The 20,631-nt window shown below is 67.6% G+C and carries 24 protein-coding genes; 16 read left to right on the forward strand and 8 right to left on the reverse strand.

Annotation, left to right across the window (positions count from 1 at the left end; all coding sequences use genetic code 11):
• The first annotated feature begins 4 nt into the window (after positions 1-4).
• Positions 5-1,069, forward strand: a complete 1,065-nt coding sequence (locus ACXDF8_RS20830) for a lysophospholipid acyltransferase family protein (protein WP_457225178.1) — start codon at positions 5-7, stop codon at positions 1,067-1,069.
• Between the two features lie 8 nt (positions 1,070-1,077).
• Here the strand turns inward: ACXDF8_RS20830 and ACXDF8_RS20835 are convergent, their stop codons facing one another.
• A complete protein-coding gene (locus tag ACXDF8_RS20835; RefSeq protein ID WP_457225179.1) occupies positions 1,078-1,590 on the reverse strand; it encodes an FAS1-like dehydratase domain-containing protein in 513 nt (170 codons plus the stop codon).
• 24 nt (positions 1,591-1,614) lie between these two features.
• The gene (locus tag ACXDF8_RS20840) at positions 1,615-2,550 is read right to left on the reverse strand and encodes an HAD family hydrolase (protein WP_457225180.1); all 936 of its coding nucleotides are present in this window, start codon (positions 2,548-2,550) and stop codon (positions 1,615-1,617) included.
• A gap of 54 nt (positions 2,551-2,604) precedes the next feature.
• On the opposite strand from ACXDF8_RS20840, the gene ACXDF8_RS20845 reads away from it, so the two are divergent.
• The 12 genes from ACXDF8_RS20845 to ACXDF8_RS20900 all read left to right on the forward strand — a co-directional run bounded on the left by ACXDF8_RS20845 (position 2,605) and on the right by ACXDF8_RS20900 (position 13,459).
• On the forward strand, positions 2,605-2,853 hold the full coding sequence (locus ACXDF8_RS20845) for a glutaredoxin family protein (protein WP_457225261.1): 249 nt from the start codon (positions 2,605-2,607) through the stop codon (positions 2,851-2,853).
• Positions 2,854-2,970: 117 nt separating this feature from the next.
• Positions 2,971-4,338 (forward strand): glutamyl-tRNA reductase, encoded by a 1,368-nt coding sequence (locus tag ACXDF8_RS20850; RefSeq protein ID WP_457225181.1) that lies wholly within the window; start codon positions 2,971-2,973, stop codon positions 4,336-4,338.
• Positions 4,339-4,364: 26 nt separating this feature from the next.
• Positions 4,365-5,297, forward strand: coding sequence for a hydroxymethylbilane synthase (gene hemC, locus ACXDF8_RS20855; RefSeq protein WP_457225262.1), 933 nt, complete (start codon positions 4,365-4,367; stop codon positions 5,295-5,297).
• Positions 5,298-5,335: 38 nt separating this feature from the next.
• On the forward strand, positions 5,336-6,985 hold the full coding sequence (locus ACXDF8_RS20860) for a bifunctional uroporphyrinogen-III C-methyltransferase/uroporphyrinogen-III synthase (protein ID WP_457225263.1): 1,650 nt from the start codon (positions 5,336-5,338) through the stop codon (positions 6,983-6,985).
• 15 nt (positions 6,986-7,000) lie between these two features.
• Positions 7,001-7,990, forward strand: a complete 990-nt coding sequence (hemB, locus tag ACXDF8_RS20865) for a porphobilinogen synthase (RefSeq protein WP_457225182.1) — start codon at positions 7,001-7,003, stop codon at positions 7,988-7,990.
• The gene (locus ACXDF8_RS20870) at positions 7,987-8,409 is read left to right on the forward strand and encodes a hypothetical protein (protein WP_457225183.1); all 423 of its coding nucleotides are present in this window, start codon (positions 7,987-7,989) and stop codon (positions 8,407-8,409) included. Before hemB ends, ACXDF8_RS20870 begins: the two co-directional genes overlap by 4 nt.
• 20 nt (positions 8,410-8,429) lie before the next feature.
• Positions 8,430-8,822, forward strand: a complete 393-nt coding sequence (locus ACXDF8_RS20875; protein ID WP_457225184.1) for a hypothetical protein — start codon at positions 8,430-8,432, stop codon at positions 8,820-8,822.
• Positions 8,815-9,327 carry a transport-regulating membrane protein Mce1N gene (locus ACXDF8_RS20880; protein WP_457225185.1) on the forward strand — a complete coding sequence of 171 codons (513 nt, stop codon included), beginning with the start codon at positions 8,815-8,817 and terminating at the stop codon, positions 9,325-9,327. Before ACXDF8_RS20875 ends, ACXDF8_RS20880 begins: the two co-directional genes overlap by 8 nt.
• Positions 9,324-9,575, forward strand: coding sequence for a hypothetical protein (locus ACXDF8_RS20885; protein ID WP_457225186.1), 252 nt, complete (start codon positions 9,324-9,326; stop codon positions 9,573-9,575). Before ACXDF8_RS20880 ends, ACXDF8_RS20885 begins: the two co-directional genes overlap by 4 nt.
• 209 nt (positions 9,576-9,784) lie before the next feature.
• Positions 9,785-11,878 (forward strand): heavy metal translocating P-type ATPase, encoded by a 2,094-nt coding sequence (locus tag ACXDF8_RS20890; RefSeq protein WP_457225187.1) that lies wholly within the window; start codon positions 9,785-9,787, stop codon positions 11,876-11,878.
• 125 nt (positions 11,879-12,003) lie between these two features.
• Positions 12,004-12,879 (forward strand): oxygenase MpaB family protein, encoded by an 876-nt coding sequence (locus ACXDF8_RS20895; RefSeq protein ID WP_457225188.1) that lies wholly within the window; start codon positions 12,004-12,006, stop codon positions 12,877-12,879.
• On the forward strand, positions 12,842-13,459 hold the full coding sequence (locus tag ACXDF8_RS20900; RefSeq protein WP_457225189.1) for a TetR/AcrR family transcriptional regulator: 618 nt from the start codon (positions 12,842-12,844) through the stop codon (positions 13,457-13,459). The genes ACXDF8_RS20895 and ACXDF8_RS20900 overlap by 38 nt, the downstream gene beginning before the upstream one ends.
• Here ACXDF8_RS20900 and ACXDF8_RS20905 read toward each other — a convergent pair.
• Entirely contained in the window at positions 13,456-14,127 is a 672-nt protein-coding gene (locus ACXDF8_RS20905; RefSeq protein ID WP_457225190.1) for a LysE family translocator, read from the reverse strand. The genes ACXDF8_RS20900 and ACXDF8_RS20905 overlap by 4 nt on opposite strands.
• Positions 14,128-14,171: 44 nt before the next feature.
• A complete protein-coding gene (locus ACXDF8_RS20910; RefSeq protein ID WP_457225191.1) occupies positions 14,172-14,921 on the reverse strand; it encodes an ArsR/SmtB family transcription factor in 750 nt (249 codons plus the stop codon).
• 13 nt (positions 14,922-14,934) lie between these two features.
• On the opposite strand from ACXDF8_RS20910, the gene ACXDF8_RS20915 reads away from it, so the two are divergent.
• The gene (locus ACXDF8_RS20915) at positions 14,935-15,444 is read left to right on the forward strand and encodes a MaoC family dehydratase (protein WP_457225192.1); all 510 of its coding nucleotides are present in this window, start codon (positions 14,935-14,937) and stop codon (positions 15,442-15,444) included.
• 30 nt (positions 15,445-15,474) lie between these two features.
• On the forward strand, positions 15,475-16,053 hold the full coding sequence (locus tag ACXDF8_RS20920; protein WP_457225193.1) for an RBBP9/YdeN family alpha/beta hydrolase: 579 nt from the start codon (positions 15,475-15,477) through the stop codon (positions 16,051-16,053).
• Between the two features lie 11 nt (positions 16,054-16,064).
• Here the strand turns inward: ACXDF8_RS20920 and ACXDF8_RS20925 are convergent, their stop codons facing one another.
• Both ACXDF8_RS20925 and yczR read right to left on the reverse strand, forming a co-directional pair.
• Complete coding sequence (locus ACXDF8_RS20925; RefSeq protein ID WP_457225194.1) at positions 16,065-16,520, reverse strand: PaaI family thioesterase; 456 nt, start codon at positions 16,518-16,520, stop codon at positions 16,065-16,067.
• Positions 16,521-16,545: 25 nt separating this feature from the next.
• On the reverse strand, positions 16,546-18,003 hold the full coding sequence (gene yczR, locus ACXDF8_RS20930; RefSeq protein ID WP_457225195.1) for a MocR-like transcription factor YczR: 1,458 nt from the start codon (positions 18,001-18,003) through the stop codon (positions 16,546-16,548).
• Between the two features lie 169 nt (positions 18,004-18,172).
• Here yczR and ACXDF8_RS20935 point away from each other — a divergent pair, with 169 nt between their 5' ends.
• A complete protein-coding gene (locus ACXDF8_RS20935; protein WP_457225196.1) occupies positions 18,173-19,036 on the forward strand; it encodes an SCO6745 family protein in 864 nt (287 codons plus the stop codon).
• A gap of 137 nt (positions 19,037-19,173) precedes the next feature.
• On the opposite strand, the gene ACXDF8_RS20940 is transcribed toward ACXDF8_RS20935, so the two are convergent.
• Positions 19,174-19,821: a LysR substrate-binding domain-containing protein gene (locus ACXDF8_RS20940; RefSeq protein ID WP_457225197.1), complete on the reverse strand. Its 648-nt coding sequence runs from the start codon at positions 19,819-19,821 to the stop codon at positions 19,174-19,176.
• A gap of 197 nt (positions 19,822-20,018) precedes the next feature.
• Positions 20,019-20,630 carry an HD domain-containing protein gene (locus tag ACXDF8_RS20945; protein WP_457225198.1) on the reverse strand — a complete coding sequence of 204 codons (612 nt, stop codon included), beginning with the start codon at positions 20,628-20,630 and terminating at the stop codon, positions 20,019-20,021.
• Between the last annotated feature and the right edge of the window lies 1 nt (position 20,631).

The raw sequence follows: 20,631 nt of genomic DNA on the forward strand, positions 1-20,631 counted from the left end.
CGAAGTGGCGGGTGAATCGAAGGCGAAAGTGATTCCGCTGCACTCGAATTCGAGCCGTGCGGCGGCGGCTCGGCGCGCCGCGCAGCGTTCGGAGGCGGCCCGTCGGCACCCCTCACTGCTGGTCGATCCGGGCACTGGGGCCTCTGCTGCCGACATCGCCGCCGTCGTGCGCGAAATCGACGAGCGTCGCGGCGCGGCGGGCGGTGCCCACACCGACGACGGCCCCAACGAACTCGCACAACGCATTTCGGCGGTCGCTGATTTCCTCCGTAAGCGGCTCAGCGGCGATTACACCGTCGACGAATTCGGCTTCGATCCACAATTCAACGACACCCTCGTACTTCCTTTGCTGCGCTTCTTTTTCCAGAACTGGTTCCGGGTCGAGGTCAGCGGAATCGAGAACCTGCCCGAAAGCGGTGCCGGGCTGGTGGTCGCCAACCACGCCGGAACCCTGCCGCTGGACGGACTCATGTTGTCTGTGGCGGTTCACGATCATCATCCGGCGAACCGGGACCTACGGTTGCTGGCCGCCGACATGGTCTTCGACATGCCGATGCTGGGACCCATCGCACGCAAGGCCGGCCACACCATGGCCTGCACCGTCGACGCCCACCGATTGTTGGCCGGCGGGGAACTGACGGCGGTCTTCCCCGAGGGATACAAGGGCCTGGGCAAGCACTTCCGGGACCGCTACAAGCTGCAGCGGTTCGGTCGTGGCGGCTTCGTTTCGGCCGCACTGCGCACCGGGGCGCCGATCATTCCGTGCTCGATCGTCGGCTCCGAGGAGATCTATCCGATGATCGCCGACGTCAAGCTGCTGGCTCGGGTGTTCGGGCTGCCGTACTTTCCGATCACGCCGCTGTTCCCGCTGGCCGGTCCGGCCGGTCTGGTGCCGCTTCCGTCCAAGTGGCACATCGCATTCGGCACGCCGATCGAGACCGCCGACTACGACGATTCCGCGGCCGACGATCCGATGGTCACCTTCGAGCTCACCGACCAGGTGCGCGAGACCATCCAGGCCACGCTCTATCAGTTGCTGACGAGACGCCGCAACACCTTCCTGGGCTGAGGACAGCCTCAGCGGGTGGTTTGCTTACCCAGTGCCGCGGCGGCGATCGCGGCGACCTGAGCGTTGGTCTCCTCGGCGCCGCCGGCCTCGCCGATCATCGTCACGATTGTCGTCATCACCGGGTTGCCGTCTTCATCGGTGACTTCGCTGCGCAATTCGCTGATCACGGTGCCGTGTGATTCGACCACCGAATCCAGCCACGAATCGAAGAACAATTTGTCACCCGCGACGATCGGCCGGTGGAACCGGATTTTCTGGTCGCGGTGGATCACGCGGGCGATGTTGATGCCGACGTCGAAGTTGCGGAAGATGTCGAGCTGCACCTGGCGGCCGGCGATGGCGATGAACGTCAGCGGCGCCACCACGTTGGCGTAGCCGGCGGCCTTGGCCGCGTCCTCGTCGTAGTGCAGCGGATCGTCGGACTGGATCGCTTTGGCGTACTCCCGGATCTTCTCCCGGCCCACCAGGTAGTAGTCCGGATAACGGTAGTGGGTCCCGATGATGTCGCTGGCGATGGACACCGGGGGAGCCTATCAGCGCCCCTGCTAGTGCTCGTGGCGTCGTGACACGGCCGCCGCCAGCGCCCCGCCGACGGCCCCGAGCGCCAGGGCCGACGGAACCCCGATCCGGGCGGCCTTGCGCGCGGTGCGGAAATCGCGGATCTCCCAGCCCCGTTCGCGTGCCAACTCCCGCAGATCGGCGTCCGGGTTGATCGCCACCGCGGTGCCGACCAGTGACAGCATCGGCACGTCGTTGTAGCTGTCGGAGTACGCCGTGCAGCGCCGGAGGTTGAGTCCCTCCCGCACGGCGAGCTGGCGCACGGCGTGTGCCTTGCCGACCCCGTGCAGGATGTCGCCGACCAGTCGTCCGGTGAACACCCCGTTCTCGGACTCCGCGACCGTGCCCAGCGCGCCGGTCAGCCCCAGCCGGTTGGCGATCGTCGAGGCCAGTTCGTAGGGCGTGGCGGTGACCAGCCACACCTGCTGGCCGGCATCCAAATGCATCTGCGCCAGCGCACGGGTACCGGGCCAGATCTTGTCGGCGAGGATGTCGTCGTAGATCTCCTCGCCGAGGCCGACCAGTTCGGCGGTGGAGCGGCCCTCGATGAACGCCAGCGCCTTGCGCCGACCCTCGGCCACGTCGTCGCTGTTCTCCCGGCCGGTCAGCTGGAACTTGGCCTGGGCGTAGACGAACTTCCACATGTCGGCGTAGGTGAAGTACTTGCGGGCGGCCAGACCGCGGCCGAAGTGCACCAGTGACGAGCCCTGCACCAGGGTGTTGTCCACGTCGAAGAACGCCGCAGCGGTCAGATCCGCGGGCGGAGGTACCGGATCGAGCGCCGGTTCGGCGGGCACGTCGCGGTGCGCGGCGATGCTGGCATCGCGGGCGACGGCGCTGGCCTGCTCAGCGACCAACTCGTCGACGGCGCGCTCGGCGCTGGCGTCACCCGCGAGCTCCTGGTCGTGGTCCCCGGAACCCATGGGTTCACCCTAACTGCGACACTTCCTCAGGTGAGTCGCGCACACGTCGAGCTGATGACCCGGGCCGGGTGCAGTCTCTGTCAGCAGGTCTACGACCAGTTGGCCGAGCTGGCCGGCGAACTCGGATTCGACCTGTCGATTACCGACGTCGACGCCGTGGCGGCGGCCGGCGACACCGCCGTGCGCGCGGAGTTCGGCGACCGCTTGCCGGTGGTTCTGCTCGACGGCCGGGAGCACAGTTATTGGGACGTCGACGTGCCGCGGCTGCGCGCGGATGTGGCCGCCCGCCACCAGCGGGACTGAATCCGCGGTGAACTGCGCCGGAATTTGGTGAGCCGCCTGCGCAGCGATTACCGTGGAAGTAAGTTTCACTAACGGAGCATTCCGGTACAGCGAGGGAGCGGGCCAGGTGATCGTGCCGTGAGCGTCCTGCTGTTTGGGGTGTCGCACCGAAGCGCTCCGGTATCGGTTCTCGAGCAGCTGTCCACCGACGAGGCCGACCAGCTCAAGATCATCGACCAGATGCTGCAATCGCCGCTGGTCAGCGAGGCCATGGTGCTCTCGACCTGCAACCGAGTCGAGGTCTACGCGGTGGTCGAAGCCTTCCACGGTGGGTTGTCGGCGATCGGGCAGGTACTGGCCGAACACTCCGGCATGCCGATGGGTGATCTGACCAAATACGCCTACGTCCGCTATAGCGAGGCCGCCGTCGAGCACCTGTTCGCCGTCACCAGCGGGCTGGACAGCGCGGTCATCGGCGAGCAGCAGGTGCTCGGTCAGGTTCGCCGCGCCTACGCCAGCGCGGAGGCCAACAAGACCGTCGGCCGGATCCTGCACGATCTGGCTCAGCGTGCCCTGTCGGTCGGCAAGCGCGTGCACAGCGAGACCGCGATCGATGCGGCCGGTTCCAGTGTGGTCTCTGTCGCACTGGACATCGCGGGATCGCGCTTGGACCAGTTGGCCGGGCGCACCGCCGCAGTGGTCGGTGCGGGCTCGATGGGCGGACTGTCGGTCGCGCACCTGGTTCGCGCCGGGGTCGAGCACATCTACGTCGTCAACCGGTCACTGCCACGCGCGCAGCGGCTGGCCGAGAACATCCGCCAGCAGGGTGTCGGTGCTGACGCAATGGCCCTCGAGGGGATGCCGACCGCGTTGGCCGCCGCCGACGTGGTGGTCAGCTGCACCGGGGCGGTGCGGCCGGTGGTCTCGCTGGCCGACGTGCACCATGCCCTGGTTTCGGCGCACCGCGACGAGAACAGCCGCCCGTTGGTCCTGTGTGATCTGGGCATGCCGCGCGACATCGACCCCGCCGTTGCCGGCCTGCCCGGTGTGACGGTGATCGACATGGACCGCGTCCAGCGCGAGCCGTCGGCGCGGGCGGCGGCCACCGACGCTGAGGCGGCCCGTCAGATCGTCGCCGCTGAAGTTGCCAGCTATCTGGCCGGGCAGCGGATGGCCGAGGTCACACCGACCGTCACCGCCCTGCGCCAACGCGCCGCCGATGTCGTCGAGGCTGAGCTGCTGCGGCTGGACAACCGGTTGCCGGGCCTTGACGACGCCCAGCGCGACGAGGTCGCCCGCACGGTTCGCCGGGTGGTCGACAAGCTGCTGCACGCACCGACTGTGCGGGTCAAGCAGCTGGCCAGCGCCCCGGGCGGCGACAGCTACGCCGAGGCGTTGCGCGAACTTTTTGAACTCGATCCGCAGGCCGTCGACGCCGTTGCCGCAGGTGAATTGCTCTTGCCGGCACCGGAATTCGATCAGGGCCGAGCCGACGGCGCCGGGTAGCACGGTTGGCCGGCAGTAACGACGCGGTGATCCGGATCGGCACCCGAGGCAGCCTGCTGGCGACCACGCAGGCCGGCACCATCAGAGACGCCATCATCGAACGCGGCCATCGGGCTGAGCTGGTCGTCATCAGCACCGAGGGCGACCGGTCGCACAAGCCGGTCGTCGAAATCGGGGTGGGCGTGTTCACTGCCGCCCTTCGCGAAGCCATCGCCGACGGCCGCGTGGACATGGCCGTGCACTCGTACAAGGATTTGCCGACTGCCGACGACGAGCGTTTCGTCATCGCCGCCATCCCGCGCCGCGAGGACGCGCGCGACGCCCTGGTGGCCCGCGACGGCATGGTGCTGGGGGAGTTGCCGGCGGGCTCGGTGATCGGCACATCCTCCGTGCGGCGGGCGGCACAGCTTAAGGCACTGGGTCTCGGTTTGGAAATCCGCCCCCTACGAGGCAACCTAGATACCAGGTTGAACAGGGTAAGTAGTGGTGATCTCGACGCCATCGTGGTTGCCCGGGCGGGCTTGGCTCGCATCGGACGACTCGGCGATGTCACCGAGACGCTGGAGCCGGTGCAGATGTTGCCAGCGCCGGCTCAAGGTGCGCTCGCGGTCGAGTGCCGCACCGGCGACACCGAGCTCGTGGCGCTGTTGGGACAGTTCGACGATCCCGACACCCGCGCCGCGGTCACCGCTGAGCGAGTCCTGCTGGCCGAACTGGAGGCGGGTTGTTCCGCACCGGTGGGCGCGATCGCCGAGGTGGTCGAGTCCATCGATGAGGACGGCAACGTCTTCGACGAGCTGTCACTGCGCGCATGCGTGGCGGCGGCAGACGGATCCGATGTGATCCGTGCGTCCGGTATCGGCACTCCCGACCGGTCCGCAGAGCTGGGGCGCTCGGTGGCCGCGGAGTTGTTCGAGCTCGGTGCGCGCGAGGTCATGTCGGTAAGAGCTCCGCGATGACGACGCGGTAGAGCGGGAGTGAAGCGATGACTGGGCATGTGAGCGGTCGGGGACGTAAGGCGAAGCCGGGACACATCACGTTCGTCGGCTCGGGTCCCGGTGACCCCAACCTGCTGACGACGCGGGCTCGCACCGTTCTGGCCAATGCGGCGCTGGTGTTCACCGATCCGGACGTACCGCAGCAGGTACTGGCAGTCGTCGGTACCGACCTGCCGCCCGCTGTCGGCCCGGCGCCGGCGCCCAAGAGCGCGCCCGCCGAGGGGCACGACGAGACCGCCCCGCCGGTCGTCTCCGTGGGCCCCGACATCCGTCCCGCGCTTGGCGACCCCGCCGAAGTCGCCAAGATCCTGATCGCCGAGGCCAAGGCCGGTTTCGACGTCGTGCGCCTGGTTGCCGGTGACCCGCTGTCGGTGGACTCGGTCATCACCGAGGTCAACGCGGTCTCGCGGGCCCATGCCGAGTTCGAGATCGTTCCCGGCCTGCCCGCGACCAGCGCGGTACCCACCTACGCCGGCCTGCCGCTCGGCTCGGCGCACACTGTCGCCGATGTGCGCGGCGAGGTCGACTGGGCGGCACTGGCCGCAGCGCCCGGCCCGCTGATCCTGACCGCGAGTGTGTCGCACCTGCCCGACGCCGCCCGCACCCTGATCGAGTACGGGCTGGCCGAGAACACCCCGTGCGTGGTCACCTCCAACGGCACCACCTGCGCGCAGCGGTCGGTGGAGACCACCCTGCACGGCCTGACCGACCGGGCCACTCTGGCCTGCAACAACGACCCGGCCGGTCCGTTGACCGGCACCCTGGTCGTCACCATCGGCAAGACCGTGGCGCACCGCGCCAAGCTGAACTGGTGGGAGAGCCGCGCCCTGTACGGCTGGACCGTGCTGGTGCCACGCACCAAGGACCAGGCCGGCGAGATGAGCGATCGGCTGGTCGGTCACGGCGCACTACCCATCGAGGTCCCGACCATCGCCGTCGAGCCGCCGCGCAGCCCGGCCCAAATGGAAAGGGCTGTCAAGGGTTTGGTGGACGGGCGCTACCAGTGGGTGGTGTTCACCTCCACCAACGCGGTGCGTGCGGTATGGGAGAAGTTCGGGGAGTTCGGTCTCGACGCCCGTGCGTTCTCGGGTGTGAAGATCGCCTGTGTGGGCGAGTCGACCGCCGACCGGGTTCGCGCCTTCGGGGTCAGCCCCGAGCTGGTGCCCTCCGGTGAGCAGTCCTCGCTTGGTCTGCTCGACGAATTCCCGGAATACGACAGCATTTTCGACCCGGTGAACCGAGTACTGCTGCCGCGCGCCGACATCGCCACCGAGACGCTGGCCGAGGGGCTGCGCGACCGCGGCTGGGAGATCGAGGACGTCACCGCCTACCGGACCGTGCGTGCCGCGCCGCCGCCGGCGGACACCCGCGAGATGATCAAGACCGGCGGGTTCGACGCAGTCTGCTTCACCTCCAGCTCGACGGTGCGCAACCTCGTCGGTATCGCGGGCAAGCCGCATGCCCGCACGATCGTGGCGTGCATCGGCCCGAAGACGGCCGAGACGGCCGCCGAGTTCGGATTGCGCGTCGACGTTCAGCCCGAGACGGCCGCTGTCGGTCCGCTGGTGGACGCGCTGGCCGAGCACGCCGCCCGGTTGCGGGCCGAGGGTGCGTTGCCGCCGCCGCGCAAGAAGAGCCGGCGCCGCTAGAAGCGGAGAGAAGCCATGACCTTGTCCGGCTTTCCCAGACAGCGTCCGCGCCGGTTGCGCTCCACCTCGGCGTTGCGTCGGTTGGTGGCCGAAACATCTTTGGAGCCAAGGCATCTGGTGTTGCCGATGTTCGTCGCCGACGGTATCGACGAACCCCGGCCGATAGCGTCCATGCCCGGGGTCTACCAGCACACCCGCGACTCGTTGCGCCGCGCGGCGGCCGACGCAGTCGAAGCCGGCGTCGGTGGTCTGATGTTGTTCGGTGTGCCGCGCGACACCGACAAGGACCCGCTCGGCTCGTGTGGGGTCGATCCTGACGGGATTCTCAACGTGGGCCTCCGTGAGCTGGCCAAGGACCTCGGCGACGAGACGGTACTGATGGCCGACACCTGCCTCGACGAATTCACCGACCACGGCCACTGCGGTGTGCTCGACGCCCGCGGCCGGGTAGATAACGATGCGACCAATGGGCAGTACGTGAAACTGGCTGTGGCACAGGCTGAATCGGGAGCACGCGTGGTCGCCCCGAGCGGGATGATGGACGGTCAAGTGGCTGCCATCCGCGATGGCTTGGACGCTGCCGGCTTCACCGATGTGCTGATCCTGGCGTACGCGGCAAAGTTCGCGTCGGCGTTCTATGGCCCCTTTCGGGAGGCGGTGGCCTCGAGCCTGCAGGGTGACCGGCGGACCTATCAACAGGACAGCGGCAACGCCCGGGAGGCGTTGCGCGAGGTCCGACTCGACCTGGACGAGGGGGCCGACATCATCATGGTCAAACCGGCGATGGCCTACCTCGACGTGGTGCGCGAAGCCGCCGACATCTCGCCGGTGCCGGTGGCCGCCTATCAGGTGTCGGGCGAGTACGCGATGATCAGTGCCGCCGCGAGCAACGGATGGATCGACGGCCCGGCCGCCGCGATGGAATCGCTGACCAGCATCCGCCGCGCCGGTGCCGACATCGTGCTGACCTATTGGGCCGCCGACGTCGCGGGCTGGCTGGCGTGACCCAGCAGCCGCCGACTGGAGCCCCCACCCGCCCGGAGGACGTCGACACCGGATTCTGGCTCTGGCTGATCGCCCTGCCGCTGATGGTGATCGGGTACCTGGTCGACGCGTTCTTCACCGCGGGCAAGCACGCCTCGCCGTTCGTCATCGGGTTCTCGGTGCTGGTGGCGTTCATGATGAGCGCGTTGGTGCTGACGTTCCTGTTCCTGATGCGATCTGGCTATCGCTGGACCCGAACCCTCCTGACCGGCGGTGGGGTGGCCACCGTCATCTACACCGCGGCGAGCCTGTTCAGTACTGGGCGCGATCCCGTGCAGGCGGTGGTCTTCGCGATCACCGGAATCGTCGGTTCGGTGCTGATCGTCGGCGGAATCTTCGTGCTGCACCGCCAGGACGCGCACGGATTCTTTACCAAGTGACCCGATAGGCTGGCCCGACCATGACCGCAACCCAGCCCAGGCCCCGCGCCGTCACCGTCGCGTTCTGGTCGTTGCTCGTCGCCGGGGTGATGCTGGTGGCGGGCGGGCTGATCGCCGCTACAGCGAGCATCCCGGCCATCTTCCGCGGCGCCGGCATCGTGTGTGCCCTCGCCGGGGTGATGATCGGCTTCCTGGCCGGGCGCGTCCGGCGAGGAGTCGACGCCCGGTTTCGCCGCGCGACCCTGGCCCTGTCGCTGTTGCTGGTTGTCCTGGTGTCGCTGCTCAGTGCCTTCGGAGTGGTGCACATCCTGGTGCTGTTGTCCGTACTGCCGCTCGTCGTCGGTGCGCTGTTCCTGAGCCGGCCCGCCGCGGCGGGGTGGTTCGATGCCGACGCCACGGGGCTCGATGTCTGACGATCTGCCGCATCTGCCCCAGCAGCCCGAGACGTTGTTCGTCGAGAACGGTGCCAGTTGGTACTGGTTGTTGGCCGGCCCAGGCGCGGGTGTCGCGATGCTGCTCATCCAATTCAAGGGCGGGGTGGGGTTCCAGCCCGTCGTACCGTTGATCTTCCTGGTCCTGGTGTCCGGATTCCTGGGCCTGCAGGTCAAGGCCGCGCGCATCCACACCAGCGTCGAACTCACCCGCGAGAGCCTGCGCCAGGGCACGGAGGTCACTCCGCTGAGCGACATCGTCACGGTCTTCCCCGAACCGGAGCATTCGGTGAAATCACGTGAGCCTTTGGAGAAGTGGCAGACGTCGCGCGCGTTGGGGGAGCTGTCCGGTGTGCCCCGCGGGCGCACCGGAATCGGTGTCAAGCTCACCGGTGGGCGCACGGCGCAGGCCTGGGCGCGCAACCACCGCGGACTGCGCGCCGCCCTGACCAGCCTGCTTGAGGACCGGGCGGCGAGCGCATCGTGAGGCACGTCGTTCAGCTGGTAGCGGCGGCTCTTGCACTGGCCGGCGGCATTGCGAGCGGGCTGGCCGCCCGCAGCCTGGTCTACGTCGCGCCGGTCACCGACGGCCAGCCGTCGACGACCTCGGTGGCCTACGACCCGCCGATGATGGCGCTGGCGTGGGCGCTGGTGACCGCGGCCGGGGTATTGGTGGTGCTGGGCGTGGCCGGCCTGATCAGGACTCGGCGCGCGGCTCACAAGACCCGCGGCTGACCTTCCAGCACCGGCACCCGTGTAGTCGGGTGCGCTTGGGAAATTCGCAGCTTTCCACGCCGGTCACTGAGGTGGACGTCGGAATCGACGCACCGCACGGCGACGCTTTCGGCGGGTGCTTTCCGTTGACCGTGGGTAATCGGCCCTACGGCCGGTGTGCTCGCCGGCAGCCCCTTGACGGCATACCCCCTAGGGGTATAGTCGGCACTATGACCACGACCGACCTCCAGTTGAGTGGCATGAGCTGCGCATCCTGTGCGGCGAAGATCGAGCGCGGCCTCAACGGCCTGGACGGCGTGCACGCCACAGTGAACTTCGCCGTCGAGCGTGCGCATGTCGAACACGGTCCGCACGTCTCCGACGATGATCTGATTCACGCGGTGGCGGCCAGCGGCTATCACGCATCGGTGATCGACCACTCCGGCGGCTCCGAGCACATGGACCATGACGTCCCGACCGAGCAGCTTCGCCCGCGGCTGATCGGCTCGGCAGTGCTGGCGGTACCGGTGGTAGCGCTGTCGATGGTGATGATGTGGCAGTTTCCCGGCTGGCAGTGGCTGGCGCTGGCGCTGTCGACGCCGATCGTGTTGTGGGGCGGTTACCCGTTCCACCGCGCCGCGGTCAACAGTGCCCGGCACGGTTCCTCCACGATGGACACCCTGGTGTCGATCGGCACGCTGGCCGCCTATCTCTGGTCGCTGTTCGCGGTGCTGACTGGCGCGGGCCACGTCTATTTCGAGGTCGCGGCCGCGGTGACGGTGTTCCTGCTGGCTGGGCGCTACGCCGAGGCCAAGGCCAAACGATCGGCGGGTGCGGCGCTACGCGCACTGTTGTCGCTGGGCGCCAAGGACGCCGTCGTGCTGCGTGACGATACCGAGGGCGCCGAAACGCGGATCCCGGTGGCCGACTTGCGCGTTGGCGACGTGATCGTGGTGCGTCCGGGGGAGCGGGTGCCCACCGACGGCATCGTCGTCGATGGGGCCTCGGCGCTGGACACCTCGGCGATGACCGGTGAATCGGTCCCTGCCGACGTCCGGTCCGGTGACAATGTCCTCGGTGGGGCGGTCAACACCTACGGCCGGATCCTGGTGCGCGCCAGCCGCGTGGGCGCGGACACCCAGCTGGCGCGGATGGCCCGGATGGTGGTCGACGCGCAGAGCGGCAAGGCCTCGATCCAGCGCCTAGCCGACCGGGTGTCGGCAGTGTTCGTGCCCATCGTGCTCGGTATCGCCGCGGTGACGCTGGCCGCTTGGCTGCTGTCCGGGCATTCGGTGGCGGCCGCCTTCACTGCCGCGGTGGCGGTGCTGATCATCGCCTGCCCCTGTGCGCTGGGGCTGGCGACGCCGACGGCGATCCTGGTCGGGACCGGCCGCGGCGCCCAGCTCGGCGTCTTGATCAAGGAGCCGGCCGTGCTGGAGACGGCGACCGGTATCGACACCGTCGTCCTGGACAAGACCGGCACGGTGACGACGGGCGCCATGAGCGTCGCCGACGTCGAAGGCGTCGATCCGGACACCACGCTGGCCCGGGCCGCCGCCGTCGAGTCGGCTTCCGAGCATCCGGTCGCGGCCGCGATCGTGGCCGCCGCCCGCGAGCGCGGGCTGGCCGTTCCGGCGGTCCGCGACTTCGTCAACGAGCCGGGTACCGGTGTGCGCGGGGTCGTCGACGGCGTGCCGGTACGCGTGGCCCGGGCGTCGGACGACGACGGGCGGACCAGCGTGGTGGTCAGCTGGGGTGATCGGCAGCAGGGTGTGATCCGGTTGGTCGATTCCGTGAAGCCGACCAGCGCCGAGGCGATCTCCGCGCTCAAGTCCATGGGCATCACCCCGATCCTGCTGACCGGTGACAACGCCGCGGTGGCCAACCGGGTGGCCGCCGAGGTCGGCATTGCGCCGACCAGCGTGATCGCGGGCGTGCTGCCCTCGGAGAAGGCCGATGTGATCAAGCGTTTGCAGGCCGGCGGCCACAAGGTCGCCATGGTCGGTGACGGCGTGAACGATTCGGTGGCGCTGGCCACCGCCGATGTGGGCCTGGCGATGGGCACGGGTACCGACGCCGCGATCGAAGCCGGCGACATCACCCTCATCCGCGGTGACCTGCGGACGGTCCCGACCGCGTTGCGGCTGTCGGGGCGCACGCTGCGGATTATCAAGCAGAACCTGTTCTGGGCGTTCGGCTACAACGTCGCGGCCATCCCGCTGGCGGCGCTCGGCCTGCTGAACCCGATGATCGCCGGCGCCGCGATGGCGTTCTCCTCGGTGCTGGTGGTGACCAACAGCCTGCGGCTGAAGCGCTTCCGCTGATTTCGCCCAAACGTCGGTTTGGCCGAAGAAGTGCGAGTCGACGCCGCCATTTCGTCGATCTCGGCGCGGGTGGCGTCCGTCACGACTCGTTGGAACAAAGTTCGGAATCTGTAACACTGTTGCACATGACCGAACTTGCCGAGTCCCGATCCGGCACCGACGCGCTACCGCTGGGCCCGCAATCACTGGTCTGGCGCTACTTCGGTGACAACCGCATGTTTTTGATCGGGCCCCGGCCCGCGGTGCTGCAGAACATGCTGGCGCAACTGGGCCAGGGTGTCTTCGACCATTCGGTGTGGTTCGCCGACACCGCCGCGCGGATCAAGCGCTCGCTGCCGCCGATCTTTCGGACCGTCTACGGCAGCGAGGACGACAATGCCGGCCTGCAGGTGCGCGACTTCCACCACGACATCAAGGGCGAGATGCCCAGTGAATACGGCCAGGGAGCTCGCTACCACGCCCTGGATCCCGATACCTACTACTGGGCGCACGCCACCTTCTTCGATCAGGCCCTGTACTTCGCGGACACCTTCGTCAAGCGCCTCTCGCGCGCCGAGAAAGAGCAGATGTACCTCGAGTCCAAGACCTGGTACCGCCGGTACGGCGTCAGCGACCGACCGATGCCCGCCGATTACGCCGAGTTCGAACGGTATTGGGACCGGATGATCAACGAGGTGCTGGTCGCGCACCCCACGGCGAAGTACGGGGTCGGTTACGTCACGAAGGGCTTTCCCAAGCCCAAGGGTGTGCACCCGTGGGTATGGCGGCTGGTCGCGCCGGTGTTCAACCCGCTCGCGGCATTCCTAACCACCGGCGGCATGCCGCCGCGCACGCGTGAGGTGCTCGGCCTGCCGTGGAGTGAGCGCAAAGAGCGCAACTATCAGCGCTTCGCCGCCTTCTGGCGCTCCGGGCCGGTGAACTGGCTGTGGGATCATCTACCGATGAAGGTGCGCTACAACGGCTATGCCCGAGCCGGTTTCGCGCGGGCAGGGCATGGCTGACCCGTCGACCGAAGCGATCCTGGATGCCGCGCTCGTCGAATTCGACCAGCACGGGATCCGCCGGGTCGCGCTCGACGACGTGGCACGGCGCGCCGGCGTGAGCCGAACGACGATCTATCGCCGCTTCGCCAACAAGGACGATCTGGTCTCCGCGGTGATGGACCGTGAAAACGCGCAGCTGTTCGCCGACATCGCCGATGATCTGAAAGCCGCACGGCCGCAATCGAATTACTATGTCGAGGCGTTCACCCAGGCGATCCTTCGCGGCCGTCAGCACCGGGTGCTCAACCGGATGGTGCTCGACGAACCGGCGCTGACGCTGGAGTTGGCGCGCAAGCATTATTCGGCCGCAGTTCAGCGCATCGAAGCCGCCTTGCAGGTGATCTTCCCGCCCGGATTCGCCGATCGGATCGGTGCGCCGGCGGTCCACGATCTGGCCGACTGCATCTGGCGGTACGCGATGATGGTGCTGCTGCTGCCGAGTCGCGAACCCCTCGAGACCGCCGAGGAGATCCGCGCATTCGCCACCCAGCACTTCCTGCCGAGCCTGCCCGAAGCCTTGCGCGCTGTCCCGGTCTAAACGCCGCCGAGGCCCACTACCGGCGCTGCTCGAGTCAGGGCGTACAAGCCGAAGCCGAAAAGGCAAAGCCCACAGACAAAGTCGACTCTCGCCCTGGTTCGAAGGTCGGTGAGATGGTGCTCGGCCACGCGGGCCAGCAACGCGACGCCGGTGAGCTGGGTCGCGCCGAGCGCTGCGTGGATGAGACCGAGCAGGATGCCGAGCCACACCGTGATCTGCTCTCCGGCGAACAGCCCTGGCAAGACCGAGAGGTAGAAGATGCCGATCTTGGGGTTGAGGACATTCGTCATCAGACCCGTTGTGAAGTGGGCGTAGGACACCCGTCGACCGCGCACGATCGGTGTCGCCGCACCCTGTGGGCCGGCCTGCGATCGCCAGGACACCCACCCGGCCGAGCAGGAACGCCAGCCGAGATAGCACAGATAGAGGCCACCCGCCGCCGCGACGGTGCCCGATGCCACTGGGTGACGACCGAGTAGGAGCGCCACACCGAGTCCGGCAAGCGCACCCCACAGGACGGGCCCGCATACCACTCCGAGTGCGGTGGTCATCCCGGCGCGGGGACCGTCGCGCAGGCTCGTACCGAGAACCAGGATGGTGTCGGCGCCCGGCATGAGGACCACGACGGCAGCGATCGCGGCGAACGCGAGCACAGATTGCCCTAGCATCCCGTGTCCTGACCGCCGCTCACCGGATGGCCGGCGGCCAGAGGCTAGGCGGGAATATCTCTACCCGCCAGGTAGTTCCGCAGTGCACTCGCACCGGTCGCGGTCACGGTGAGGGCGCGGTCGGACCGGCGTCGTCGTAGCCAGTCCTCGCGCAGCAGCCCCGCCAGCAACGCCGCTCCGATTCGCCCTGCCAGGTGGGGCTGCCGCTCGGTCCAATCCAGACAGCATCGGACGTCGGGTCCGGACCCCGTCGACAGCGAGGTGATCGACAGCGTGTGGAGCAGCGGGTGATCCAGCGTGTGGACCTGCGCCATGTGCCCGCCGGGATCCAATACCACTGCGCCGTCGTCGATCAGCCGGCGAGTCAGGCGCACGGCGAGAGCGCCACCGAGGTGGCGGTAGCAGACCCTGGCGAACTGCAGCTTGCTCCCGGCCTGTGCCTGCCGCAACGATTCGACCGGCAAAAGCGGTGCGATGCAGCCCAATGCCTCGATGGCCGAGGCGACTTCGGACGAGGCGAGTTCGTAAAGCCGGCGGCGTCCTTCGGTCCGGACCACGACGAGCCGCGCTCCCAGGAGGTGCGCGAGGTGGGTGGACGCGGTCGAGGCGGAGACACCCGCTCCAGCAGCGAGTTCCGAGGCGGCATGGGCTTGGCCGTCCATCAACCTGAGCAGCATATTCGCTCGGGTGGGCTCGCCCACCACCTTCGCCACCCCGGCCAGGTCATAGTCTCGGGCCGGATTACGCGTGTGTGATACGACGAATAGTTCGTCAGCTATCAAAGCGTCGCGCATCTACATTGCTCCTATGGACAGCCAGCACCCGACCCGTTGCCTCAGCCGGGGTGACTTCGCCACTGCCGTCGACGACCGCTACTTCGAGGACTACATCCCAGGCAAGGTATACGAATACGGCCACGTCGAAGTCGGTGCCGATGACATCATCGCCTTTGCGCGCCAATATGACCCGCAGACCTTCCACACCGATCCACAGTTGGCGGCCGAAGGTCCATTCGAGGGTCTCATCGCCAGTGGTTGGCATACCGCCGCTTTGTGTATGCGCATGTTCGTCGACCATTACCTTTCCCATGTGGCCAGCATGGCGTCGCCCGGCATGGACGAGTTGCGTTGGCCGCGCCCAGTTCGTCCTGGCGACAGGCTGAGGTTCAGGGCGACCATCGATTCCTCGCGCGTGTCGAAGTCCAGGCCAGACCGCGGACTCGTCCACACCACCGCCGAGATGCTCAATCAGGACGACCAACTCGTGATGTCGCTCAAGGCGATGAACTTCCTTCGTCGTCGAACCGTCTCGGACTGACAACTCGGAAATTTGGACGGGTACAGCCTCATGACCGCGGATTCGGGTGCGCAGCCCATCGCCCTTCCCGACATGCCGATGGTGTTCGTGCCCGGGATCGGCGATTCCGGGCCCGATCACTGGCAATCGTTGTGGCAGTTGGCCAGTGGTGGAGCTCGTATTGCCCCAGCGTCGTACGCGGAGCCCGAGCTCGGCGACTGGTTGCAGGCGCTGACCCGAGCTGTGGAGGGCATGCCGAGCGCCCCGGTGGTGATCGCCCACAGCCTGGGCTGTCTGGCGGCGATCGCGTGGGCGGCGACACCGCAGGCAGTCGGACGGGTCGCCGGCTACTTCCTGGTCGCGGTACCCGATCCGCACGAGCGAGGTTTTCCGCTGGCAGCCAGCACATTTCGTGATGTGGTGGCGCACCGTCTGGTGATGCCTGCGATGATTGTGGCAAGTGCGAACGATCCCTACGGCTCGTTGCGGTACTCGCGTGGCGTGGCGGCACGCACCGGCGCCACCTTGCGAACCGTCGGGCGTCGGGGGCACATCAACGCCGCCAGCGGAGTCGGGGCGTGGCCGGTGGGGCAGCGGCTGCTGGCCGAGTTCGTCGGCACGATTGGGTGACTCGGCGCGACTCATCGTGCGCTGTCAGAGGTGTCGACCAACCGAATGAGCGTTTGTCGGCCAGTGGCGACGTGTGTGCGTCCCCTTTCGTTGACGGTGTAGGCCTGCAGCTCGCAGACCGTCAGGGTGCGGCCGCTCTTGATCACCGTTGCCTGCGCCACCAGCACCTCACCGACCGCGGGGGCCAGTAGATTGACGGTGAAATCGACGGTCAGCACCGAGTCGCTTCGCGTGTAGGTGGACAGCCCGGCGTAGCCGCCGGCGGTGTCCACCAGCGCACTGGTGACTCCGGCGTGGAAGTAGCCGTGCTGTTGGGTGAGTTCGGGACGGTAGGGAGCGTGGATCTCGCAAAAGCCGGCGCGGAGTTCGGTGATGGTGGCGCCGAGGTGACGCATCAGACCTTGTCGGCCGAAGCTGTCGGTGATGTGCCGGGTGAGTTCGGCGTCGATGTCGGTGGGCTGATCCATCTTCGATTCCTCTCTGAGTGGTCGTTCAGGGCGTGTGCGGCACGGCCTGTTCAGCGGCTGGGTAGGCGAGCGGGTCCAGCGACTGCCAGGTGTCGCGCAGGATCTGGACCCCTCGTTTGAGGCGCTCGGGCTCGGCGGTGAACGGCACCCGGATGAACCGTTCATGGGCGCCGTCGACGCCGAACTTGGGGCCTGCGGTGATCCGGACGCCGCGGCGTTGGCTGGCGGAGGCCAGCGCCGAGCTCAGCGGAGCTCGCAGACCCACCCACAGCGACAGGCCGCCGTGCACACACGGTGTCTCCCAATCCGACAGATAGGTCCGCAGTTCGTTGACGAGGAGGTCGCGGCGCTCGCGCAGCTGCTCCGACCGCCGCCTCAACAGCGAGTCGTAGTCGGCGAGAACGTCTGCGGCGATCATCTGCTCGATGACCGGCGTACCGAGATCCCCGGCGGGTCGACTGTTGGCGAGCCGGTTGATGAGCGCTGGTTCGGCGCGGATCCACCCGACGCGCATCCCTCCCCAGATCGTCTTGCTCAACGACCCCACGCTGACCACGGTGCTTGAGGACCGTCGCGGCTCAAGCGATGCGAAGAGGGGTGGGCAGCCGGGGCGGTCGATGTCGAGCTCTGCGGTTGTTTCGTCAACGAGCACCAGCGTCCCCGCTCGCCGTGCCGCGGTCAGCACCCGCACGCGTTCTTCAGCCGACATGGAGGCGCCGGTGGGATTGTGAAAGTCGGGAATCAGGTAGATCAGTTCCGGGCGGATGCGCTCCACCATGCTGGTCAGGTGATCGATGTCCCAGCCGGAGTGGGACACCGGCGTGCTCGCCAGCCGGCCGCCGGCGCTCTGGACGGCTTCGTAGGCATGCGGGTAGGTCGGTGCTTCGACGACGACGCGGTCGGCCTGCCTGAGCAAGGTTCTGGTCAGCAGCGCGATGGCGTGCTGGGCGCCCAGCGTGACCATGATCTGGTCGGGGCTGGTGGGGGCGCCGCGTTGGGTGTACCGAACAGCGATCTGCTCGCGCAGCAGATACTCGCCGACGAGATCGAAGCCCTGGTGGGCCAACGCCTCTGGCATCGCGTCGTTGAACCGCCGCAGAATCTGCTCCAGACCCGTCACCGGAGGCGGCACAGCGCGGGCGAAGTCGACCTCACCGGCGCTCTTGCCGGTGGTGCTCGGGCCAGGGAGAACGGCGACGCTGCCTGACCCGCGCAGGCTGATCAGATGGCCGCTCTCGCGTAACGACCGGTACGCGGCGACGATCGTGGTGCGGCTGCGCCCCAGCGCCTCGGCGAGTTCCCGTTCGGCCGGCAACCGTGTGTGGGTCGCTATCCTGCCGTCGTCGAGCAGCAACGCGATGCGTGCCGCGAGCGCCGAGTACGCGGCGGTGCCGCTGTCCCACCGCCCCAGCAGCGCGACGAGTTGTTTGGCCCCGATGTGTGCCCGGGCCAGTGGACGTTGTGTCGTTGCCACAGCTGTCATCCGTCCAGAACTCCTCGGGCCCGTTGCGTCCCCCCGTTGTTCACCTGCGCACCCAGTCAACCCGAATCCAATCCCGGGTGTCAGCGTCCAATTCTGCGGAACTGGACTGGTCCACGGCAGCGCAGGCGGCTGTATCCGTCGGCCCGCGCGGGTCTAGACAATGCTGTCCATGCCGGTCCTGACCCGAGATGAGCTGCCCGTGCGCCGCTTCTGGCGCGCCTACGAACCCCTCCACGCCGTCTGTTACTTCCACCCCCGATTCGCCGCGACGATGGCCGAAGCGGGCCTGACGGGCTGGTGGAACGGATATTTCGCGGGCCGCGCCGCCGCGCTGGGGACGACCCCGCCGCAGGTGGTCACCGCGCTGTTCTTCGGCTTCGCGCCGACAATGGTCGCTTCTGCGATCCCGAAGGTCTGGACCCGAATCGCGCCGGGCGACGCTGTCCAGGCGCGTTTTGCGGCCGCCGAGACCGTATTGGCCGAGCATACGTCCGCGGGTTCCACCGATGATCTCCGCCGGGTCATCGACAACCTGGAGCGTGCCATCGGCGCGATCGGATTCGACGGCCGCGCGCTCGCCGCAGCGTGGCAATCGGTCCCGCGCCCGCCGACGCTGCTCGGGCGATTGTGGCTGGCCACGACCATACTGCGGGAACACCGTGGCGACGGTCACGTCGTCGCCGCCACGGCAGATGGCCTGTCCGGACTGCAGGCATCGATCACGCATATCGCGACCGGTCAGGTCAATCGCGACATTCTGCAGCCCAACCGGGGCTGGGGCGACGAGGAGTGGATTGCGGCGCGCGATGAGCTCGTCGGACGCGGAATCCTCACCGCCGCAGGATCTCTCACAAAGAGCGGGGCATTGCTTCGGGACCGGGTCGAGGACGTCACCGACGAGTTAGCCGTGGTGGCGCTGCGAGCGCTGCCCGACGCCGAGTGGACTGTGGACGTCCTCACCAGAGTTGCGTGCAGCATTGTCGAAGGCGGAGCCGTTCCGATGCCGAATCCGATCGGAGTTCCACGACCGTAGGGGCTCGGCGTATCTGCCTTCGCCCCCGAAACGCGTCGTCCGCGCATTGCGGCCGACCTGCTATGGCTTGACCGCTTCGGCGAGGAGTTCTTTCGACCCTTGGTGACTCGCCGTCAGCGGTGTCGGCCGGTGTTAGCTCAGTCGGCGCTGGCGATGATCGACTCGAACGTAGTTGCCACCTGCCGGCGGAACCACCGATGCGCGGCGTCATGCTCGGTGCGCGGATGCCAGGCGATGCCGATGTCCAGGTGCGGCAGGTCCAGCGGGATGGCGAACGTCCGCATGGTGAGCCCGTCGATTGTCTGCTGCCAGTGCGCAGTCGTCAACGCGACGAGATCCGTGGGGCCGGCTAGCAGCAGGGCACTGGTGTGGTTCGGCACGACGATCCGCACCCGGCGACGTAAACCCAGCTCGGCGAGGGCAGTGTCGATCGGGCCGTGTGTCTTGCCGCGCCGTGAACTGTTGATGTGTTCTGCCGCCGCGAATCGGTGGACGTCGATCTTTGCGTCGAACAGCGTGTTGTCGGCACGGGCGTCCACCACCGTGCCGTCGGGGTGTGCTGCGAGAAACGACCGCACGTATTCGTCGAAGATCGAGGCACGCAACACCGACCCGGCCAGCGATGGACCTCGGAACTTGGCGAAGTCGTAGTCGATGGCGGCCACCAATTCCGCGTCCTTGACGTCCGAGAGGACGCTGTGCGAAGCCCGCGCATCGAGTGCGCGGCCGTACAGCGGTATCAGCAGAGTCTCTTGAATTGCGCCCAATTGCACTGCTACGCCCATCCCGCCAGCCTAATTTTGGGCGGGCTAATTTGGTGGTGTCCGTGTGGTCGCGCCCGTCGGTCGGCCAGGGCGGTCATGGTCTTCGGTCCGGTGCCCGGTACGTCGGTATCCGCCAGCACTGTCCAGCGGCCACGCCCGACGGGGCCGTTGACGTTGCCCTCGGTGGGAACACTAAATGCCCCGCGCTGCAGTATGTTTCACGATCTGAAATCGACGGAATCGGTGCTGGTCTGCGGCTGATCGTTCCACCCGGCAAGGCGGACGAGGTCGAACCAGGTCAGCGGCGCTGCCTGGGATTGGCACAGGTGGTGCACGTGGTGGGGGAAACTCAGCGGTGGTCCCTTCACCGGATTGTTGTCGACTTGCCGTGCGATGATCCAGGCCAGCGCGTAGCCCAGGTCGTGACGGGGCCAGGACGCATGGACCAGATCGGCGAATCCCGGCCGAAGGAATGAAGCGGCCGCGTCGGCGCCGTCGACCTCGAACCGCTGATCGCCGTTGCCGTACTCAGTGGCGCCGAGATCGTGCAGCATGCAGCTGAGAAACAACAGTTCGTCGTCGTAGTCGGCCTCCGGGGACAATCCCTTCGCGCCAGCGAGGTCGCGGGCGAACAGGTAGCCGCGGACGCAGTGATGAGCCACGAACTCAGGCGACACATCGTAAACGAAAGATATTGCTGCAGAACAGATATCGGATTCTGGCAGCGCAAGTTCGTGGTTCAACGAGTCGGGCACGGTTCTTCCTTCGGTCGTGGTCTGACAAGACAGTGCCGCATCCGCAGGATCCACGCCAGTGGCCAGATAGACCAAT

It is taken from the genome of Mycolicibacterium sp. CBM1, from assembly GCF_054073305.1.

Bases quoted from the DNA above. Each gene is read 5' to 3' on its own strand.
- ACXDF8_RS20840 (WP_457225180.1), bottom strand. From the start codon at position 2,550: ATGGGTTCCGGGGACCACGACCAGGAGCTCGCGGGTGACGCCAGCGCC.
- ACXDF8_RS20845 (WP_457225261.1), top strand. From the start codon at position 2,605: ATGACCCGGGCCGGGTGCAGTCTCTGTCAGCAGGTCTACGACCAGTTG.
- hemB (WP_457225182.1), top strand. From the start codon at position 7,001: ATGACCTTGTCCGGCTTTCCCAGACAGCGTCCGCGCCGGTTGCGCTCC.
- ACXDF8_RS20875 (WP_457225184.1), top strand. From the start codon at position 8,430: ATGACCGCAACCCAGCCCAGGCCCCGCGCCGTCACCGTCGCGTTCTGG.
- ACXDF8_RS20880 (WP_457225185.1), top strand. From the start codon at position 8,815: ATGTCTGACGATCTGCCGCATCTGCCCCAGCAGCCCGAGACGTTGTTC.
- ACXDF8_RS20890 (WP_457225187.1), top strand. From the start codon at position 9,785: ATGACCACGACCGACCTCCAGTTGAGTGGCATGAGCTGCGCATCCTGT.
- ACXDF8_RS20895 (WP_457225188.1), top strand. From the start codon at position 12,004: ATGACCGAACTTGCCGAGTCCCGATCCGGCACCGACGCGCTACCGCTG.
- ACXDF8_RS20900 (WP_457225189.1), top strand. From the start codon at position 12,842: ATGCCCGAGCCGGTTTCGCGCGGGCAGGGCATGGCTGACCCGTCGACC.
- ACXDF8_RS20905 (WP_457225190.1), bottom strand. From the start codon at position 14,127: ATGCTAGGGCAATCTGTGCTCGCGTTCGCCGCGATCGCTGCCGTCGTG.
- ACXDF8_RS20910 (WP_457225191.1), bottom strand. From the start codon at position 14,921: ATGCGCGACGCTTTGATAGCTGACGAACTATTCGTCGTATCACACACG.
- ACXDF8_RS20915 (WP_457225192.1), top strand. From the start codon at position 14,935: ATGGACAGCCAGCACCCGACCCGTTGCCTCAGCCGGGGTGACTTCGCC.
- ACXDF8_RS20920 (WP_457225193.1), top strand. From the start codon at position 15,475: ATGACCGCGGATTCGGGTGCGCAGCCCATCGCCCTTCCCGACATGCCG.
- ACXDF8_RS20925 (WP_457225194.1), bottom strand. From the start codon at position 16,520: ATGGATCAGCCCACCGACATCGACGCCGAACTCACCCGGCACATCACC.
- yczR (WP_457225195.1), bottom strand. From the start codon at position 18,003: ATGACAGCTGTGGCAACGACACAACGTCCACTGGCCCGGGCACACATC.
- ACXDF8_RS20935 (WP_457225196.1), top strand. From the start codon at position 18,173: ATGCCGGTCCTGACCCGAGATGAGCTGCCCGTGCGCCGCTTCTGGCGC.
- ACXDF8_RS20940 (WP_457225197.1), bottom strand. From the start codon at position 19,821: ATGGGCGTAGCAGTGCAATTGGGCGCAATTCAAGAGACTCTGCTGATA.